Annotated in this window: 14 protein-coding genes and 2 tRNA genes; 6 read left to right on the forward strand and 10 right to left on the reverse strand. The window is 70.3% G+C overall.

The window, feature by feature from the left end:
* Window positions 1–105 precede the first annotated feature (105 nt).
* The 3 genes from OG285_RS10325 to OG285_RS10335 are packed head-to-tail and all read left to right on the forward strand — an operon-like array spanning window position 106 to window position 2,978.
* A complete protein-coding gene (locus OG285_RS10325; protein ID WP_371790809.1) occupies window positions 106–924 on the forward strand; it encodes an ABC transporter ATP-binding protein in 819 nt (272 codons plus the stop codon).
* On the forward strand, window positions 921–1,784 hold the full coding sequence (locus OG285_RS10330; RefSeq protein WP_356827250.1) for an ABC transporter permease: 864 nt from the start codon (window positions 921–923) through the stop codon (window positions 1,782–1,784). The genes OG285_RS10325 and OG285_RS10330 overlap by 4 nt, the downstream gene beginning before the upstream one ends.
* A 60-nt stretch (window positions 1,785–1,844) precedes the next feature.
* Window positions 1,845–2,978: an ABC transporter substrate-binding protein gene (locus OG285_RS10335; RefSeq protein WP_356827251.1), complete on the forward strand. Its 1,134-nt coding sequence runs from the start codon at window positions 1,845–1,847 to the stop codon at window positions 2,976–2,978.
* A 103-nt stretch (window positions 2,979–3,081) separates the two neighbouring features.
* Here the strand turns inward: OG285_RS10335 and OG285_RS10340 are convergent.
* From OG285_RS10340 to OG285_RS10355, 4 genes are all read right to left on the reverse strand, one after another.
* Window positions 3,082–3,155: transfer RNA gene (locus OG285_RS10340), tRNA-Met, on the reverse strand.
* A gap of 160 nt (window positions 3,156–3,315) precedes the next feature.
* Window positions 3,316–5,112 carry a tetratricopeptide repeat protein gene (locus OG285_RS10345; RefSeq protein ID WP_356827252.1) on the reverse strand — a complete coding sequence of 599 codons (1,797 nt, stop codon included), beginning with the start codon at window positions 5,110–5,112 and terminating at the stop codon, window positions 3,316–3,318.
* 230 nt (window positions 5,113–5,342) lie between these two features.
* Window positions 5,343–5,416, reverse strand: a tRNA-Met gene (locus OG285_RS10350).
* Window positions 5,417–5,520: 104 nt separating this feature from the next.
* Window positions 5,521–8,397: a UPF0182 family protein gene (locus tag OG285_RS10355; RefSeq protein WP_356827420.1), complete on the reverse strand. Its 2,877-nt coding sequence runs from the start codon at window positions 8,395–8,397 to the stop codon at window positions 5,521–5,523.
* 136 nt (window positions 8,398–8,533) lie between these two features.
* On the opposite strand from OG285_RS10355, the gene OG285_RS10360 reads away from it, so the two are divergent.
* Window positions 8,534–9,094, forward strand: a complete 561-nt coding sequence (locus OG285_RS10360; RefSeq protein ID WP_328319531.1) for a PPA1309 family protein — start codon at window positions 8,534–8,536, stop codon at window positions 9,092–9,094.
* Between the two features lie 69 nt (window positions 9,095–9,163).
* Here the strand turns inward: OG285_RS10360 and OG285_RS10365 are convergent, their stop codons facing one another.
* The 4 genes from OG285_RS10365 to OG285_RS10380 all read right to left on the reverse strand — a co-directional run bounded on the left by OG285_RS10365 (window position 9,164) and on the right by OG285_RS10380 (window position 12,362).
* On the reverse strand, window positions 9,164–10,258 hold the full coding sequence (locus tag OG285_RS10365; protein WP_371790810.1) for a PDZ domain-containing protein: 1,095 nt from the start codon (window positions 10,256–10,258) through the stop codon (window positions 9,164–9,166).
* An 80-nt stretch (window positions 10,259–10,338) separates the two neighbouring features.
* Entirely contained in the window at window positions 10,339–10,509 is a 171-nt protein-coding gene (locus OG285_RS10370) for a hypothetical protein (protein ID WP_356827254.1), read from the reverse strand.
* 156 nt (window positions 10,510–10,665) lie between these two features.
* A complete protein-coding gene (locus tag OG285_RS10375) occupies window positions 10,666–11,124 on the reverse strand; it encodes a molybdenum cofactor biosynthesis protein MoaE (protein WP_356827255.1) in 459 nt (152 codons plus the stop codon).
* A 125-nt stretch (window positions 11,125–11,249) separates the two neighbouring features.
* Window positions 11,250–12,362 carry an SDR family oxidoreductase gene (locus OG285_RS10380; protein ID WP_371790811.1) on the reverse strand — a complete coding sequence of 371 codons (1,113 nt, stop codon included), beginning with the start codon at window positions 12,360–12,362 and terminating at the stop codon, window positions 11,250–11,252.
* 241 nt (window positions 12,363–12,603) lie between these two features.
* On the opposite strand from OG285_RS10380, the gene OG285_RS10385 reads away from it, so the two are divergent.
* Window positions 12,604–14,097 carry a zinc-dependent metalloprotease gene (locus OG285_RS10385; RefSeq protein WP_371790812.1) on the forward strand — a complete coding sequence of 498 codons (1,494 nt, stop codon included), beginning with the start codon at window positions 12,604–12,606 and terminating at the stop codon, window positions 14,095–14,097.
* Window positions 14,094–14,627: an NUDIX hydrolase gene (locus OG285_RS10390; protein WP_356827258.1), complete on the forward strand. Its 534-nt coding sequence runs from the start codon at window positions 14,094–14,096 to the stop codon at window positions 14,625–14,627. Before OG285_RS10385 ends, OG285_RS10390 begins: the two co-directional genes overlap by 4 nt.
* Window positions 14,628–14,730: 103 nt before the next feature.
* Here OG285_RS10390 and OG285_RS10395 read toward each other — a convergent pair whose 3' ends face one another.
* Window positions 14,731–15,486, reverse strand: coding sequence for an AIM24 family protein (locus tag OG285_RS10395; protein ID WP_356827259.1), 756 nt, complete (start codon window positions 15,484–15,486; stop codon window positions 14,731–14,733).
* A 16-nt stretch (window positions 15,487–15,502) separates the two neighbouring features.
* Complete coding sequence (locus OG285_RS10400) at window positions 15,503–16,183, reverse strand: AIM24 family protein (RefSeq protein WP_356827260.1); 681 nt, start codon at window positions 16,181–16,183, stop codon at window positions 15,503–15,505.
* Between the last annotated feature and the right edge of the window lie 4 nt (window positions 16,184–16,187).

Below are 16,187 nucleotides of genomic sequence, written 5' to 3' on the forward strand. Positions count from 1 at the left end.
GTGCGCGCCCCCGGGCCCCGGCGCGTGCATGCCTCTTCCAGTATCTGACGACCCGTCATATCCTCTGCGGCGATCACCCGTCCACCACCTCCGCAAGGAGACACCGTGGGAGACCCGCACCCGCCCCCACTCACCCCAGAACCGGCGCCCGGCCGATCCGCCAAACTCCACGCCCGGTCCCTCACCCGCACCTTCGGCCGCGGCCGCACCGCCCTGGACGCCCTCGGACCACTGGATCTGGACATCGCCCCCGGCGAGTTCACCTGCATCGTCGGCCCGTCGGGCTGCGGCAAGTCGACCCTGCTGCGGATCGCGGCCGGGCTGCTGCGCCCCAGCACGGGTGAGCTGTCCATCCGTACCGCGTCCGCCCGTCCCGCCGCGATGATCTTCCAGGACTACGGCATCTACGACTGGAAGAACGTCCTGGCCAACGTCCGGTTCGGCCTCGACATCCAGCGGGTCCCGCGCAGGGAGGCCGACCGCCGCGCCCGCGACTGGCTGGCACGCATCGGACTGGCCGACTTCGCCGACGCCTACCCCGGGGCCCTCTCCGGCGGCATGCGCCAGCGGGTCGCCATCGCCCGCGCCCTCGCCGTGGAGCCCGAGATCCTGCTGATGGACGAGCCGTTCGCGGCCCTCGACGCACAGCTGCGGACCATCCTCCAGGACGAGCTGCTCGAACTCACCCAGACCACCCGCACCACGGCCCTCTTCATCACCCACAGCCTCGAAGAGGCGATCGTCCTGGGCGACCGGGTCCTGGTGATGTCGGCGCGCCCCGGCCGGATCATCGCCGAGCGCCGGCCGCCGTTCCCCCGGCCCCGGACCGGCGACATGCGGTCGGCCCCCGAGTTCACCGCGCTCAAGTCCGAGCTGTGGGAGCTGCTGCGCGGCGAGGTACGCGGAGAGGCGGTCCCGGCATGAGCACGGCGGTCAAGGCCCCGAAGGACGGAGTGCTGGTCAGACGGCCCGGCCCGCAGGAGCTGCACCCCGTACGCACCCACCGCAGGCGCCGCACCCTGGAACTGGCACTCGCCGTCGCGGTACCCGTCGTCCTCATCCTGCTCTGGCAGCTGGCGGCGGACCGGTCCTGGATCGACGACCGGGTCTACCCCGCGCCCTCCACCATCCTCTCCGACGGCTGGGACCGCGCCGCCCGCGGCGTGCTCTGGCCCGATGTGTGGGCCACGCTCAAGCGGGTGCTCGGCGGCTATGCGATCGGCACGGTGTCGGGATACGTCCTCGGTCTGCTGATGGGGTCGCTGGCCCTCGTACGGGCCGCCCTCGAACCGCTGCTCGACGCGCTGTACGTGGTCCCGAAGCTGGCTCTGCTGCCGGTCTTCCTCAACATGTTCGGGCTCGGCGAGGGGCCGCAGATCGCGCTGGTCGCCGCCACGGTCTTCTTCTTCGTCTGGATCTCCACGATGGCGGCGGTGCTCGCCGTCCCCGCCGGGCACCGCGACGCGGGGCAGGTCTTCGGCGCGTCACCCTGGCAGATGTTCCGGCACGTCCTGCTGCCCGCGTCCCTGCCGGCGGTGCTCGTCGGGGCCCGGATCGCGGCGGGGGTGGCCGTGCTCGTCATCGTCGCATCGGAGCAGATCGCCGCGCCGAACGGCCTCGGGCATCTGATCTTCGACTCCCGCGCGCTCTTCCAGAACGACGTGATGTTCGTCGGGATCGTCTGTGTGGCCGTCCTCGGGGTGCTCTTCTCCGAGCTGGTGCGGATCGCCGGACGGCTGCTCACTCCCTGGGCCCCGCGCGACCGCGGCCGCAGCCAGTCCTGAACCGGTCCGTCCACCGACGGGTCCCCCCGCAGCCCCGATGTCCGCACGTACGGAGGCTCCATGCGTATCAGCACGCTCTGCACCACCCTGCTCGCCGCCGGTTCCCTGCTCGTCTCCGCCGGGTGTGCGAAACACGACAGCGGCGGCCCGGCACCTGCCGCGAAACCCCGCCCGGTGAGAGCCGTCGCGGGCTGCGCCAAGGGCTGGACCGACCCGGCCGACCTCGCCCCGGGCCGGGCGCCGGCCCGCTGCGCGAAGGGTGCGCCCGCCCCCCGGCCGCCGGCCAGGAAGCGCAAGCTCGTCCTCGCGACCGGCACCCTGGCGGCGGAGTACGTCGCACCGCTCGAAGTAGCCGTGGAGAAGGGAGAGTTCAAGAAGGAGGGGCTGGACGTCCAGCTGAAGGTACTGCCGACGCCGGACGCGCTCCCGCTGCTCGCCAAGGGCGATATCGACGCCCAGTGGGCGGCGCCCGAGGCAGCCGTGATGAACGGCATCAGAGGCGGCTTCGACATCAAGTGGGTCGCCGGGAACTTCTCCCCCGACCCGGCGTCCAGGAGCGGCCTGTGGGCCCGGCTCAAGAACGGTGAGACCCCTGCCTCGGTGACGATGAAGGGCCGGAAGATGGGCACGATGATCGGCAAGGGATCGGTCGTCACCTACGCGATGGAGAAGGCGCTCCAGAACCACGGCGGCGGGCTGGACTCGATCGGCTTCCAGCAACTCGGCTCCGCGGACGTACTGACAGCGCTGCAGAACGGCGGAGTCGACTCCGCCTGGCTGCTCGACCCGGTCTGGCGCAAGGTCGACGGGAACGCGAAGTACACCTTCCTGGGCGGCCAGCCGCTGGGCGAACCGCTCGGCGGGCTGCTCTTCGGCCCGAATCTGCTGACCAAGGACCCGGACGCGGGCGTCGCCTTCCTGCGCGCGTACATCCGGACCGTGAACACCTACTTCTCCGGCGACTACAAGGCCGACAAGGGGTTCACGGCCTCGCTGGCCAAGCTGCTGAAGACCGACGAGTCGGTGCTGACCTCGACGCCGTCGCTCCGGATGGACTGGGAGATCCGCAAGGGCACGACGGACCGGCTGCAGAAGGCGTACCGGGACGCCGGGGTCGCACAGGGCGACCCGCTGCCGGAGGACAAGGTGGTGGACCGCTCGCTGTACGCGGAGGCGGTGGGCCACACATCCTGAGGGGCGGGCGCTGACGCCCGGACATGCCGCCGCGTACATGCCGAAAGCTCGGAGAACATGCCGAAGGCCCGGACTCTTCCGAGTCCGGGCCTTCGGTCTTCAGTAGCGGGGACAGGATTTGAACCTGCGACCTCTGGGTTATGAGCCCAGCGAGCTACCGAGCTGCTCCACCCCGCGCCGTTGTGTTCGTAACTGTACGTGGGGCCGCCGACCAGTGCAAATCCCGTTCCCGTGAGCCGGGCGGGACCGGGACATGCACCGGCCGGCCTGCCGGGACGCGGGCGGCTGCCGACCGGTGCGCGCGGCCGGCCGCCTTACTGGCCGGCCGGTCGCACCGTCACGCGGTGAGCTCCTGGCGCAGTGCCTCACTGAGGCGCGCCGCGCGCTCGGCGACCTCGGCGGGACCGAGCTCCACGGCCCGGTTGCACCACTTCTGCCCTTCACCCAGCTCACCGCGGCGGATGGCGAGCAGCGCGAGACGCAGGGCGGCCCTGCCGTGCCCGGCGTTGGCGGCCCTGGCCCACCAGAGACCCGCCTCGCGCTCGTTGCCCTCGCGGGCCAGCAGCAGCCCGAGGTTGAAGGCGCCGTTGCGGCTGCCCGCCTCGGCGGCCTCGCGGTACCAGCCCGCGGCCGCCTCGACGTCGTTGCGGGAGGCGGCCAGCATGCCGACCCGGACCTGGGCGCGGCGGTGCCCCTGCTCGGCGGCGCGCTCGTACCACTCCTCGCACTCACTCTTCTCGGTGACGGGCTCACCCAGCACGGGCGGTCCCGGCGGGGGCATCCTGGCGTCGAGCAGCGCGCCGAGCCGGAAGGCCGCCTCGATGCTTCCGCCGCCCGCCGCGCAGCGCAGGTGGCGCTCCGCCATGTGCTCCTCGCCGTCCCTGAGCAGCGCTATGCCGACCTGGAGCGCGGCCTCGGTGTGCCCGGCCGCCGCCGCCCGCTCGTACCAGACGAAGGCACCACGGTCGTCGTCGCGGCCCGCGTGCAGGATGCCCAGGTTGAAGGCGGCGTCCACGCTGCCCGCCTCGGCCGCCTTGGAGAACCACGGCTCGGCGCCTGCCGGGTCGCCGTTCTGCAGGAGGAGCACGGCGAGCGCGTTGGCCGCCTCGCGGTGCCCGGCGTAGGCGGCGCGGCGGTACCACTGCTCGGCCTGCGCCGTGCGCTCCTGGGCGGCGCAGAGCAGGGCCAGGTTGTACGCGCCGTTGACGTCACCCGCGTCCATGGCCGCCCGGTACCAGCGCTCGGCGGTCTGCTGCTCGCCCCGGGCCGCGTGCAGCGCCCCCAGCGCGTTGGCGGCGTTGCCGTCGCCGTCCTGGGCGGCACGCAGCCACCAGACGGCGGCGCTCTCCTCGTCGCCCGCGTCGCGCAGCAGGAAGCCGAGCGCGCAGGCCGCGCGGGCCTCGCCGTCCTTGGCCGACGTCAGGTACCAGCGGCCGGCCTCCTTGAGGTCGCCGCGCTTCTCCAGGATCACGCCGAGGTGCAGCGCGGCGCGCCGGTGGCCGCGCGCGGCGGCCTGCCGGTACCACTGCTCGGCCTCGGCAGCCGGGGCCTTCCCGGTCGCGGCGCGGTCCAGCGCGCGCGCCAGCCGGTAGGCGGCCTCCCGGTGGCCCTGCTCGGCGGCGGCGCGCAGCCAGCGCTCCGCGCCGATGTCACCGCGGTGCTCCAGCAGGTCCGCGAGGGCGTACGCCCCGAGCGCGTGGCCCGACTCGGCGGACTGGCGCAGCCAGTACTCGGCGGCGGGCTCGTCCCCGCGTTCCCGGTGGTGTCTGCCCAGCGCGTGGGCCGCGGCCGCGGAGCCCGCGACGGCGGCGATGCGCCACCAGCCGGCCGCCTCGTCCGCGTAGCCCCGCTGGTGCAGCAGCACGCCCAGGTTGTTGGCCGCGGCCCGGTCCCCCTCGCCGGTGGCGGCACGCAGCCAGCGCTCCGCGCCGTCGAGGTCCCCGCGGCGCAGCAGCAGCGCACCCAGCACACTCATCGACGCGGCTTCACCGCTCTCGGCACCGCTCCGGTGGCGTGCCTCGGCCTCGGCGTCAGCCGTTTCCTCCGCGTCGACGGCGTCGTGGCCGTCATCGGCGTGCTTCTGCACAAACCGCCCTGTCTCCAACAGAGTTGCCCTGTCCCCCATAAACACCATCGTCCCACTACGTGCAACTCGCGCACACCCGGTATATCGCAGCCGACTAGGTCACTACAGCGTTTTGTCGACTTCCCGCAGCGCGGTAAGTGAAACATGAACCAGTCCCAACTTCCCGTAGGCGGCGCCTTCTTCACAGGAGTCGCACGGACGGGCAAGCGGGCAGACGCTTCGGACCGGCACATGACGAAGGCCCGGATCTCTTTCGAGATCCGGGCCTTCGACTTCAGTAGCGGGGACAGGATTTGAACCTGCGACCTCTGGGTTATGAGCCCAGCGAGCTACCGAGCTGCTCCACCCCGCGCCGTTGTGTTGCAACCGTACCACGGCGCGGAGGGCCGCTTTACCGGCCCGCGGTCGGGCCTGATCAGGGCTTTTACCCTGACCAGGCCCGGACCCGGCAGACGGTCAGCCGCTCTTGCCGCTCGGCTTGACCTTGGCTCCGGCGTCGGAGGCCCGCTGGAGGGCGTCCTGCAGGTCCTTCTGCGCCTTGCCGTAGGCGGCCCAGTCCTGCGGCTTCTTCGCCAGCGCGGCCTGACCGTCCTCGTACGCCTGCTGGGCGTCGGCGATGGCCTTCTTCACCGTGCCGTTCGCCGGCGGCCTGGTGGTGTTCCCGGTCGACGGCGGGTTGGTCTCCTGACCGTCCACCCCGAAGACCTTGTCCAGCGCCTGGCCCAGGGTGTTCTCGAACGCGGTGGTGTCGCCGTCCGGTGAGTCGGCGTCCGCGTACGAGACGGCCACCTTCTTCAGCAGCGGATAGTGCGCGTTGCGGCCCTGGGCGTACACCGGCTCGACGTAGAGGAACCCGCCGTCCAGTGGCACCGTGAGCAGGTTCCCGTACTCGATGTCCGAGTCGGCGCCCTTCATGTCCCGGACGAAGTTACCCACGCTCGCCAGGCCGTTGAGCTTGTTCTGCACCTGCTCCGGGCCCGGCACTTCGGAGGTGACTCTGAGGAGTCTGATCGTGCCGTAGTCCGGACTCGCGGCGTCCGCGTCCACCGCCATGAAGCCGCCCAGGTTGGGGCGCCCGCTGGGGGTGAACGTGGTGGTGAGCGAGAACTGCCGTGTGTCGCCCTTCTGGCCCGGCATCTTCAGCGACAGGTAGTAGGGCGGTACGGCCCTGTTGTCCCTGGTGGTCGGGTCGTTGGGCACCTGCCAGGCGTCACTGCCGCTGTAGAACTGCTTGGGGTTCGTGACGTGGTAGCGCGCCAGCAGCTCGCGCTGGACCTTGAACATGTCCTGCGGATAGCGCAGATGCGCCTTCAGGTCCGCCGGGATGTCCGCCTTCGGCTCGACCGTGTGGGGGAACGCCTTCATCCAGGTCTTGAGGACCGGGTCCTTGGCGTCCCACTGGTACAGCTTCACCTGGCCGGTGTAGGCGTCGACCGTCGCCTTCACCGAGTTGCGGATGTAGTTGACCCGGTTCTGCTGGGCGACCACCGCGCGCTGGTTGTCGGTCAGCGAGTCGGCCGTGCTGTCACCGAGCGTCGTACGCGAGGCGTACGGATATCCATTGGTTGTGGTGTACGCGTCGACGACCCACTGGATCTTCCCGTCCACCACCGCCGGATAGGAGTCGCCGTCGATGGTCAGCCAGGGGGCGACCGCCTCGACGCGCTGCTTCGGCGTGCGGTTGTAGAGGATCTTCGAACCCTTGCCGATCGCTCCCGAGTAGAGGATCTGCGGTTCGTTGAACGCCACCGCGTACGCGGCGCGGTTCAGCGGGTTGGAGATGTCCACCCCGCTCTTGCCCTGGTAACTGGTGGTCTTCTCACCGTTGTTCTCGTAGTCGAGTTCCTTCTGCGGGCCCCCGACGATCGAGTACTGGGTGGTCTTCTCGCCGTAGTAGATCCGCTGCTGGTAGCCGGGAAGATCGCCCTTGGCCGGCAGACCGGACTCGGTGAAGACCGGGGCTCCGTTGCCGTCCGTGGTCGTGCCCTTGGCCGCGATGGCGCCGTAGCCGTGGGTGTAGGTGAAGTGGTCGTTGATCCAGTTGTGCTTCGGGATGCCCGCGATGTTCAGCTCGCGCAGGCCGATCACTGTGTCCTGGCCCTTGTAGCGGTCCACGTCCAGCGTCGCCGGGAAGCCGTAGTACTTCCGCTTCTGCTCCAGCTGCTGGAAGGTCGGCGAGACGACGTTCGGGTCGATCAGCCGGTAGCTGGCCGCCGAGTTCGCGTCGTTGCGCTGCTTGGTCGTGTCCTTGGTGCTGCTCTTGCCCGAGTAGTTGTCGACATCCGTGTCGGCGATGTTGTACGCCTTGCGCGTGGCGTTGATGTTCTTCTGGATGTACGGCGCTTCCTTGGCCTGCTCGTTCGGCTCGACCGTGAACTTCTGCACGATCGCCGGGTAGAGCCCGCCGATCAGGATCGCGGAGAGCACCATCAGACCGAAACCGATCACCGGCAGCTGCCAGGTGCGGCGCCAGAGCGTCGCGAAGAACAGCAGGGCGCAGATGACCGCGATGCAGAACAGGATCGTCTTGGCCGGGAGATAGGCGTTGGCGTCCACGTACCGCAGGCCCGTCCAGTTGCCGGTGGCCTTGAAGTCACTGGACTTCACCGCGAGTCCGTACCGGTCGAGCCAGTACGCCACGGCCTTGAACGCCACGAAGATGCCGAGCAGCACCGACAGATGGCCGGTGGCAGCCGAGGTGGCGCGCGCTCCGGGGCTCGTGACACGCAGCCCGCCGTACAGGTAGTGCACCAGGGCGGCGGCGATCAGCGAGAGCACCGCGGCGGCGAAGCCGAAGCCCAGCAGGAAGCGGTACCAGGGCAGATCGAAGGTGTAGAACGACACGTCCAGTTTGAACTGGGGGTCCTTCTGACCGAACGGCACACCGTTGACGAACATCAGCCAGGTGCGCCACTGCCCGGATGCGGAGGCACCCGCGATCAGCCCGATGACCGCCGTCACCCCGAGCAGCAGCCACTTCTTGTACGGCGCGATGCCCATCCGGTAGCGGTCGAGATTCTGCTGCTCCAGCGACATCGCGCTCAGCGGCGGCCGGAGCCGGTGCGCCAGCCAGATGTTCAGGCCGACGGCGGCCCCCATCAGCACGCCGAAGACGAGGAAGAGCCCGATCTTCGTCCACAGGGTGGTGGTGAAGACGGATGAGTAGTGGACGGAGCGGTACCAGAGCCAGTCGGTCCAGAACCCGGAGAACATGATGAACGCCATGGCCAGGACGATCAGCACGCCCAGGGTCAACAGCATGTTCCGGGCGCGGCGGGACGGCCGTCCCACTCTGGTCCGTGGCCCGGTCGGGCCTCCGCCGCGGTCCGGCATCTGGAAAGCCAACGTGCGCACCTCGAAGTTTGCGGTCGTGTGGAACAGGCCCCGCGATCGTAGAGCCCACTCATGCAACTTACTGAGGCTTTACCCAGTTCCCGTTCCCGGGGTGGAAGAGGGCAGGATATTGCCCATGCCCAACCTTTCTTCGCCCTCAGGCCCTCCGATGGCCGCCAGTCCGCTCACCGTGGCGGTGCTCGAAATCGACGAGTACGCGTCCGGTCTCGGCTGGGACCAGCCCGCCAGACTCTTCGCACTCGTGGACACCGCGAAGCTCCGTACCCAGGAGCCGGGCCTGGCCGCCCAGCTCGGTCTCGACGACGGCGAGCCCGCCGCGTCACTGACCCCCGTCGAGCAGGACGAGATCCCGGACACCACCCCACTCGACGAGTTCCTCGCCACGATCGCCTGGCCGGACGCGGTGGCAGGGTGCGCGATGACGGTCGAGCGGCTGATGCTGCCGCCGTCGGCGGAAGCAACCGTGCCGGAGGGGATGGACGAGGCGCAGCTGACGGCCTGGGTCGCCGAGCACCCGGACCGTCAGGAGGTGCGGATGACCGTGGCGGTGCTGCGGGACGGCACCCGTGAGTCGGCGCTGCGGCTGCGTGCGAAGGACTCGCCGAACGAGGTGCTCACCGGCTCGGAGCTGGTCCCCGGCCTCGCCGAGGCGCTCTCGGTGACCTTCGAGGCGTAGGCGGAGGGACGGCGCGGCCGGGCCGCGCCCGGCTGCTCCGCCGGGCGGTCACGCGCCCAGGACCGGTGGCTACTTGGCAGAGCAGCTGGGCAGCCCGGCGGTGTCCCCGGCGCGGATCTTGTCCATCGCCTGCTTCGCGTCCTTCATCGCCTTCACCTTCACCAGGGTGAGGCCCGACGGGGTGTCCGCGGCCGCCGCCGCACAGTTGTCGCTGGGCGTCAGGAAGTACTGGGCGCCCGCCTGGCGTGCGGCGACGAGCTTCATCTCGATGCCGCCGATCGGCCCGACCACGCCCTTGTCGTCGATGGTGCCGGTACCGGCGACGAACTTGCCGCCGGTCAGATCGCCCGGCGTCAGCTTGTCGACGAGGCCGAGGGAGAACATCAGACCGGCGCTGGGACCGCCCACATCCGCGAGCTTGATGTCGATGTGGAACGGGAAGGTGTGGTCGGTGCCCGCCTGGATGCCGACGATGGCCCGGCCCGGGTCCGGAGCGGGGGCCTTCGCGGTGACAATGGACACGTTCTTGGTGCCCTTCGGCTCGGTGCTCGTCTTCTCCGCGGCCGCCGCGGTCGCCGCCGGTACGACCGTGAAGACGACCGACTGGCCCGGCTTGTGCTGGGTGACGAGCTTCGCCACGTCACCGGGCTCGGTGACGGCCTTGCCGTCCACGGCCTTGATGACGTCGCCCGCGTGGAGCCTGCCCTGCGCGGGGCTGCCCTTGACCACCGTGGAGACCACGGTCCGCGACTTCACCGGGATCCCCAGCTCGTCCAGGGCCGCGACCTTGGCGCTCTCCTGGGACTCGCTGAACTCCTCGGCGTTCTGCTGGGTCGACTGCTGCTCGGTGGTGCCGTCCGGGTACAGGGTGTCGTGCGGAACGACCACGCTGTCGTGTGCGAGCCAGCCGTAGACCGCCTCGACCAGGTTCATCTGGTAGTCGGACCGTGTGACCCTGACCGTCACCATGTTGAGGTGACCGCTCGTCGGGTACGTCTTGTGGCCGGAAACCTGGAGAACCGGCTGGCCACCCGCCTTGCCGAGCGTGTTCACGGTCGGCCCCGGGCTCATCTCGGCGTACGGGACGGTGAGGAACACTCCGCCGCACAGCAGCGCGATCAGCACGAGGGTGGACGTGAGCAGCGTCAGGGTGCGGCGTGGCATGGAACGACAGTACGGGACCAGTCTGTGACGCACCGCTCGGGGCCGGGGCCCCAGGCCCTGATCAGGCGGGACACCGGGAGTCAGAGGGCGTCGGAGCCGGCGTCCGCCTTCTCCATCGCCTCTCGGAACCTGGCGTAGCCGGCGAGTTCGGCGCCGTCACCGGCCGTGCGCTGCCGCGCGGCCCACCTGCCCCACAGGGCGGCTCCGACCGCGGCGAAGAGCGGAATCAGCAACCAGGCAAGTGCACCCATACCGACCTCCGGACCCCCGTGAACAGTCGCGAACCGACTGATCAACAGATTAGTCATCTGCTGCTCCAACGCTCACGGCCGGGGTGGGGTTACGCAAATCGGGCACATGGCGGACAGCGCCGCCGCTGCGGGCCGGACCGGCCGCGCCGAACGGAGTCAGATGCCGACCCACTCATCCGTGCCGTTCGAGAACGTCTGGTGCTTCCAGATCGGCACTTCGTGCTTCAGATCATCGATGAGCATCCGGCAGGCCTCGAACGCCTCGTTGCGGTGCGCGCACGAGACGGCGGCCACCACGGCGAGGTCGCCCACCGCGAGATCGCCCACGCGGTGGACCGCTGCCAGGGCTCTCACCGGGAACTTCTCGGTCACCCGCTCGGCGATCCGGCGCATCTCGGCCTCGGCGGAGGGATGGCAGGAGTAGCCGAGGGCATCGACGTCGGTCCCGCCGTCGTGGTTGCGCACCGTGCCGACGAAGAGCGCCGTGCCGCCGGCCGCCTCGTCGCCCACGACCTTGAACACCTCGTCGATGCTGAGCGGGGTGTCGCGGATCTCCAGCAGCCGGATGGGGTCATGCGCGGCCTGTTCGCCGGGGTGGTCGTTGGTGAGTGCCATGACATCAATGGTGCCGTACGGGGCCCACCGCACGGAATGGCGCTTTCGACCGGTACCTGCGCGTGCCCCTTGGAGCGTCCTACAGGACGACCCGCCGCCGGGCCGGGGGCGGGGGCGCGGAACCCTCAGATACGGCCCCGCCGGGCCCGGCGCGCCCGGCGCACCAGCGCCGCCGTACCGAGCAGCGCGACCGTCGCACCCGCCGCCCCCGCGGCCGTGGCGTCCTTGCGGCCGAGCCTGCGGCCCGCGACCGTGTGCCGTCCCGCCACCTCTTCGAGAAGTTCCGCGAGGACGTCCTCGTTGGTCCATTGGGGTCGCCAGCCCGCGTCGTGCAGCCTGCCGACGCTGACCACCCAGGGATGCATCGTGTACGCGAGGTCACCGGCGGGCGACGGGGTGAGGCCGATCCGGTGCAGCCGGGCGGCGGCGCCCAGGGCGACAGCGGACGGCAGCTCCATCCGGCGGATACCGCTGAGCTCCTCGACCTCGCCCTGCTCCAGCCAGCCGTCGCAGCCCACCGCGAACTCGCCGTCGACCTTTTCGAGCGCGGCGTACTCCAGTGCGCTGACCAGGTCGTCCACATGGCAGAACTGCCAGGTGGGGCGGGTGCCCGCGACCACGAGCAGCCGGGGTGACTCGAAGTAGCGGGTCAGCGCGGTGTCCGTACCGCCCACCAGGACCGCGGGCCTGACCACGGTGACGTTCAGACCCGGGTGGGCACGCGGCGCGCGGCGGCCGAGGCGTTCGATCTCCAGCAGGTCACCGACGCCGGTGGCCTCCGCGGTCGCCCGCAGCTCGGCGTCCTCGGAGAGCGGGATGTCGTTGTCCGGCAGCGCGCCGTAGACCATCGCCGACGTGCAGAGCACGACGCGGTGGACACCGGCGGCCGCGGCGGCCGTGAGGACCGTCTGGGTACCGCGGACGTTGTAGGCCGAGCGGGCGGTCGCGTCGGTCTCCAGATCGAGGTCGAGCGCGAGGTGCACCACGACGTCTGCGCCGCGCAGCTTCTCGGCGATCGCCGGATCGCGCACGTCGAGGATGTGCCACTGGGCCTCGGCCACGTCGCCTCGCCGCTCGTCCATGGCCACGACCTGCTTGACCTCGTCGGACGCGGCCAGCCGACCGGTCAGCAGGGCGCCGATGCCGGAGGCGGCTCCGGTGACCGCGACGACGGGTCCTCGGGAGGGCTTGGTTGAGAGGTTTCGCGCTGCGCGAACCTGCGGATCTGGGGAACTCACCGGGCGTCTCCAGAGGTTGTCTTCAGTACGTACGCGAACTGACACGTACGGACCAGGTGGCGTCCATCCTGCCGCAGCCCATGCGTCAGCCAAGCACTGAGCCCTCATCGGGCACCGGTGTCTGTGGAGAGCCGCCCGGTCGGACCCGGCCTGACCGGGCGGTCACCCCCTACCCTGGGTGGTGTTGTCGGGCAATCGCTGTCGGCCAGTCGGCCGACGGCCCTACGAGCCGAGGAAACCCGTGAGTGACACTCCATTCGGATTCGGCCTTCCGCCGGAGGAGCCGGAGGACGGCGACGCGGGCAAGAGCAAGGGCGGTCAGGGCGGCGGAGGCTCCCCGCAGAATCCGCTCGGGTTCGGTCCCGGCAGCGGCGGTGACAATCCGTTCGCGGCGATGTTCGGTTCGATGAACCCGAACGACCTCGGTGCGGCCTTCCAGCAGCTCGGCCAGATGCTGAGCTACGAGGGCGGCCCGGTGAACTGGGACATGGCCAAGGACATCGCACGGCAGACGGTCGCCCAGGGCACGTCCGACGGCACCAAGGACACCAGTGTGGGCCCGGCCGAGCGGTCGGCGGTCGAGGAGGCCGTGCGCCTGGCGGACCTGTGGCTGGACGGCGCGACCTCGCTGCCCTCCGGGGCCGGTACGGCCGTCGCGTGGAGCCGCGCCGAGTGGGTCGAGGCGACCCTGCCGGTGTGGAAGGAGCTCGTCGACCCGGTCGCGGAGCGCGTCGGCGCGGCCATGGGCGGTGTGCTGCCCGAGGAGATGCAGGCCATGGCCGGCCCGCTGCTCGGCATGATGCGGTCCATGGGCGGAGCCATGTTCGGCCAGCAGATCGGGCAGGCGGTCGGCGTCCTCGCGGGCGAGGTGGTCGGCTCCACCGACATCGGTCTGCCGCTCGGCCCGGCCGGCAAGGCGGCGCTGCTCCCGTTGAACATCGAGGCCTTCGGCAAGGACCTGGGCATCGACAAGAACGAGGTGCGGCTCTACCTGGCGCTTCGTGAGGCCGCCCACCAGCGGCTCTTCGCCCACGTGCCGTGGCTGCGCTCGCATCTGTTCGGCGCGGTGGAGGGATACGCCCGCGGCATCAAGGTCGACACCTCGAAGCTGGAGGACGTGGTCGGCCAACTCGACCCCTCGCACCCCGAGCAGTTGCAGGAAGCCCTTCAGCAGGGCATGTTCCAGCCGGAGGACACCCCGGAGCAGAAGGCCGCACTGGCCCGTCTGGAGACGGCTCTCGCGCTGGTCGAGGGCTGGGTGGACGCCGTGGTCCACGAGGCCGCGAAGACCCGCCTGACCTCGGCGGACGCGCTGCGCGAGACGCTGCGCAGGCGCCGGGCCTCCGGCGGTCCGGCCGAGCAGACCTTCGCCACGCTGATCGGTCTGGAGCTGCGGCCGCGCCGGCTGCGGGACGCCTCGCGGCTGTGGGCCTCGCTCACGGACGCGCGGGGTGTCGACGGCCGCGACGGCCTGTGGGAGCACCCGGACATGCTGCCGACCGCTTCCGACCTGGACGACCCGGACGGTTTCGTCCACCACGAGCACCTGGACTTCTCCGAGCTGGACAAGATGCTCGGTGAGGCCGCCGGCGGCGGCAAGACCGGCCAGGGCAAGCCCGACCTGACCAAGGGCGAGAAGCCCGGCACGAAGGACTCGCAGGAGACACAGGACACACAGAACGGAAACGACGGGACCGACGGGACCGGCGAGAAGAAGGACGACTCCGGCCAGTGACGCACCAGGGCACCCTGCAGGACGACGCGGTCCGCGTACTGAAGGACCAGCAGGGCCAGGACGAGCTGCGTCAGAGCTATCTGGACCATCTGTCGGCCCACCCCGACGGGATGTGGAAGTCCTGCGGGTCGGGACATCTCACCGCGAGCGCTCTGGTCCTGGCCCCGGAGCGCGGGCAGGTGCTGCTCACCCTGCACAGGAAGCTGCGGATGTGGCTCCAGATGGGCGGGCACTGCGAGCCGGGCGACACGACGGTGGCGGGAGCCGCCCTGCGCGAGGCGACCGAGGAGTCGGGCATCGAGGGGCTGACGCTGCTGCCCGGCGGCCCCCTGAGGCTGGACCGTCACTCGATTCCGGCGCCCTGCACCCAGCATTTCGATGTGCAGTACGCGGCCCTGGTCCCGCCAGGAGCGGTGGAACTGATCAGCGACGAGTCGCTTGACCTGCGATGGTTCGCCTACGACGAGGTGGCGGCCGTCGCCGACCTGTCGGTCCGGCGGCTGGTGGAAGCTGCCCGCGCGGCGCTCTGAAACGCAGCAGCGACGGCAGACAGCGACGCCGGACAGCGACGAAGACAACCCGGCCTCGGGTGAGGGCTTCTCCGAGGAGATCCCGTCACCCGAGGCCGCGCGTTCAGTTCCAGACGTTGCCCTGGTTCTGGCCGTGCGCCCCCTGCTGCCCCATACCGAACTGCGCCAGCACCCCGTCCCCGATGTTCGCGTGCTGCGGCGGCATCACCTCGCTGGGCTGGACGAGCGCGAAGCCCTGGCCCAGGAAACTGAGCTCCCAGCCCTCGCCGGTGCTGCCGCGCCGCCGCCGTACCCCCGAGGCGTGCGTCTGCGCCTGCATCTGCACCCGCAGACCGGACGACCAGGCGACCACCGCGTCCGCGTCGGCGTTGATGTACTTGTCCGGCGTGACCTGCATCATCAGCGGCTGCCCCGAGGTCATCAGTGCGACCCTGCCCCGGCCGGTGATGTTGAGCTGGTACTTGCCCGATCCCGAGATGCCGTACTGGCTGTCGACCGCGACGACCGTGTGGTTCAGGCTGGAGTCCATCGCCAGGACGTAGGCGCTGTCCACCGTCAGCCCGTCCTGGTCGACGTCGACCAGATGCACATGCTGCGCCAGGTTGGCGAAGTAGACCGTGCCCTGCCCGTGGCAGCGCATCAGGTCGAGCCCCTCCCCCGTGTACGCCCGGGCGCGCTGCTGCTGGTTCGACTGGTACTCACCGTCGAATTCGATCAGCCCCTGGTACGCGACCATGGCGCCCTTGCGGGCGAGCACGTCGTCGTGCCCGGTCAGCGCGACCCGCAGCAACTGCGGGTTCTGCACCGTGTACCGGTCCTGGGTCTGCTGTTCCGTGTAGCTGAAAAGCGGGCTCTGCATGGTGTTCTGGCTCCCCTCAGGTCCGGATCCGCAGACGGTCGGTGCTGTCCTCGCTCGGCTGTACGACGACGATGCCCTCCCCGGAGAAGGCCATCTGGTACGCCTCCCCGCTGCCCCGCCCGATCAGCGAACCGGCCTTGAAACTCCGCTTGCCCTTCACCTTGAGATTCGGCGACCAGGCGACCAGGGCATCCGGGTCGACGTACGTCTCGTCCTCACCTCTGCCGCAGTCGACGACGATCGGCGTACCGCGCGAGGTGATGGCGACCCAGCCGCTGCCGGACACCTGGATGTTCCACAAGCCCTGTCCGGCGAACTTCGCCATGCCCTTGACCCGCTCCACCCCCCAGGTGAGGCTTGCGTCGAAGGCGAGCAGATTGCTGCCGTTGACCGACAGCGCGTCGTTGTTGAGGTTGATGACGACGACGTCCGCACCGTAGTCGGCGAGGTAGAGCAGGCCGTCGCCCGAGCACTTCATGAGCGGAGCGCCCTCGCCGGTGATCCAGTCACGGGCGATCTGGCGAACGGCCGGCGGATTCGGCTCGTACTGCACGAAGCCCTCGTACGCGACCATGGATCCGGTCCGGGCGAGGAGGTCCTGGCCTGTCTGCATGGCGACCTTCAGCATTTTGCTGCCGTGGTTCTCCATGCGGGCCGTGACGGGGGTCGGGGCGTAGCCCGCGAGCTGCTGGTTCATGACG

Source organism: Streptomyces sp. NBC_01471 (assembly GCF_041438865.1).
Taxonomy (GTDB): Bacteria; Actinomycetota; Actinomycetes; order Streptomycetales; family Streptomycetaceae; genus Streptomyces.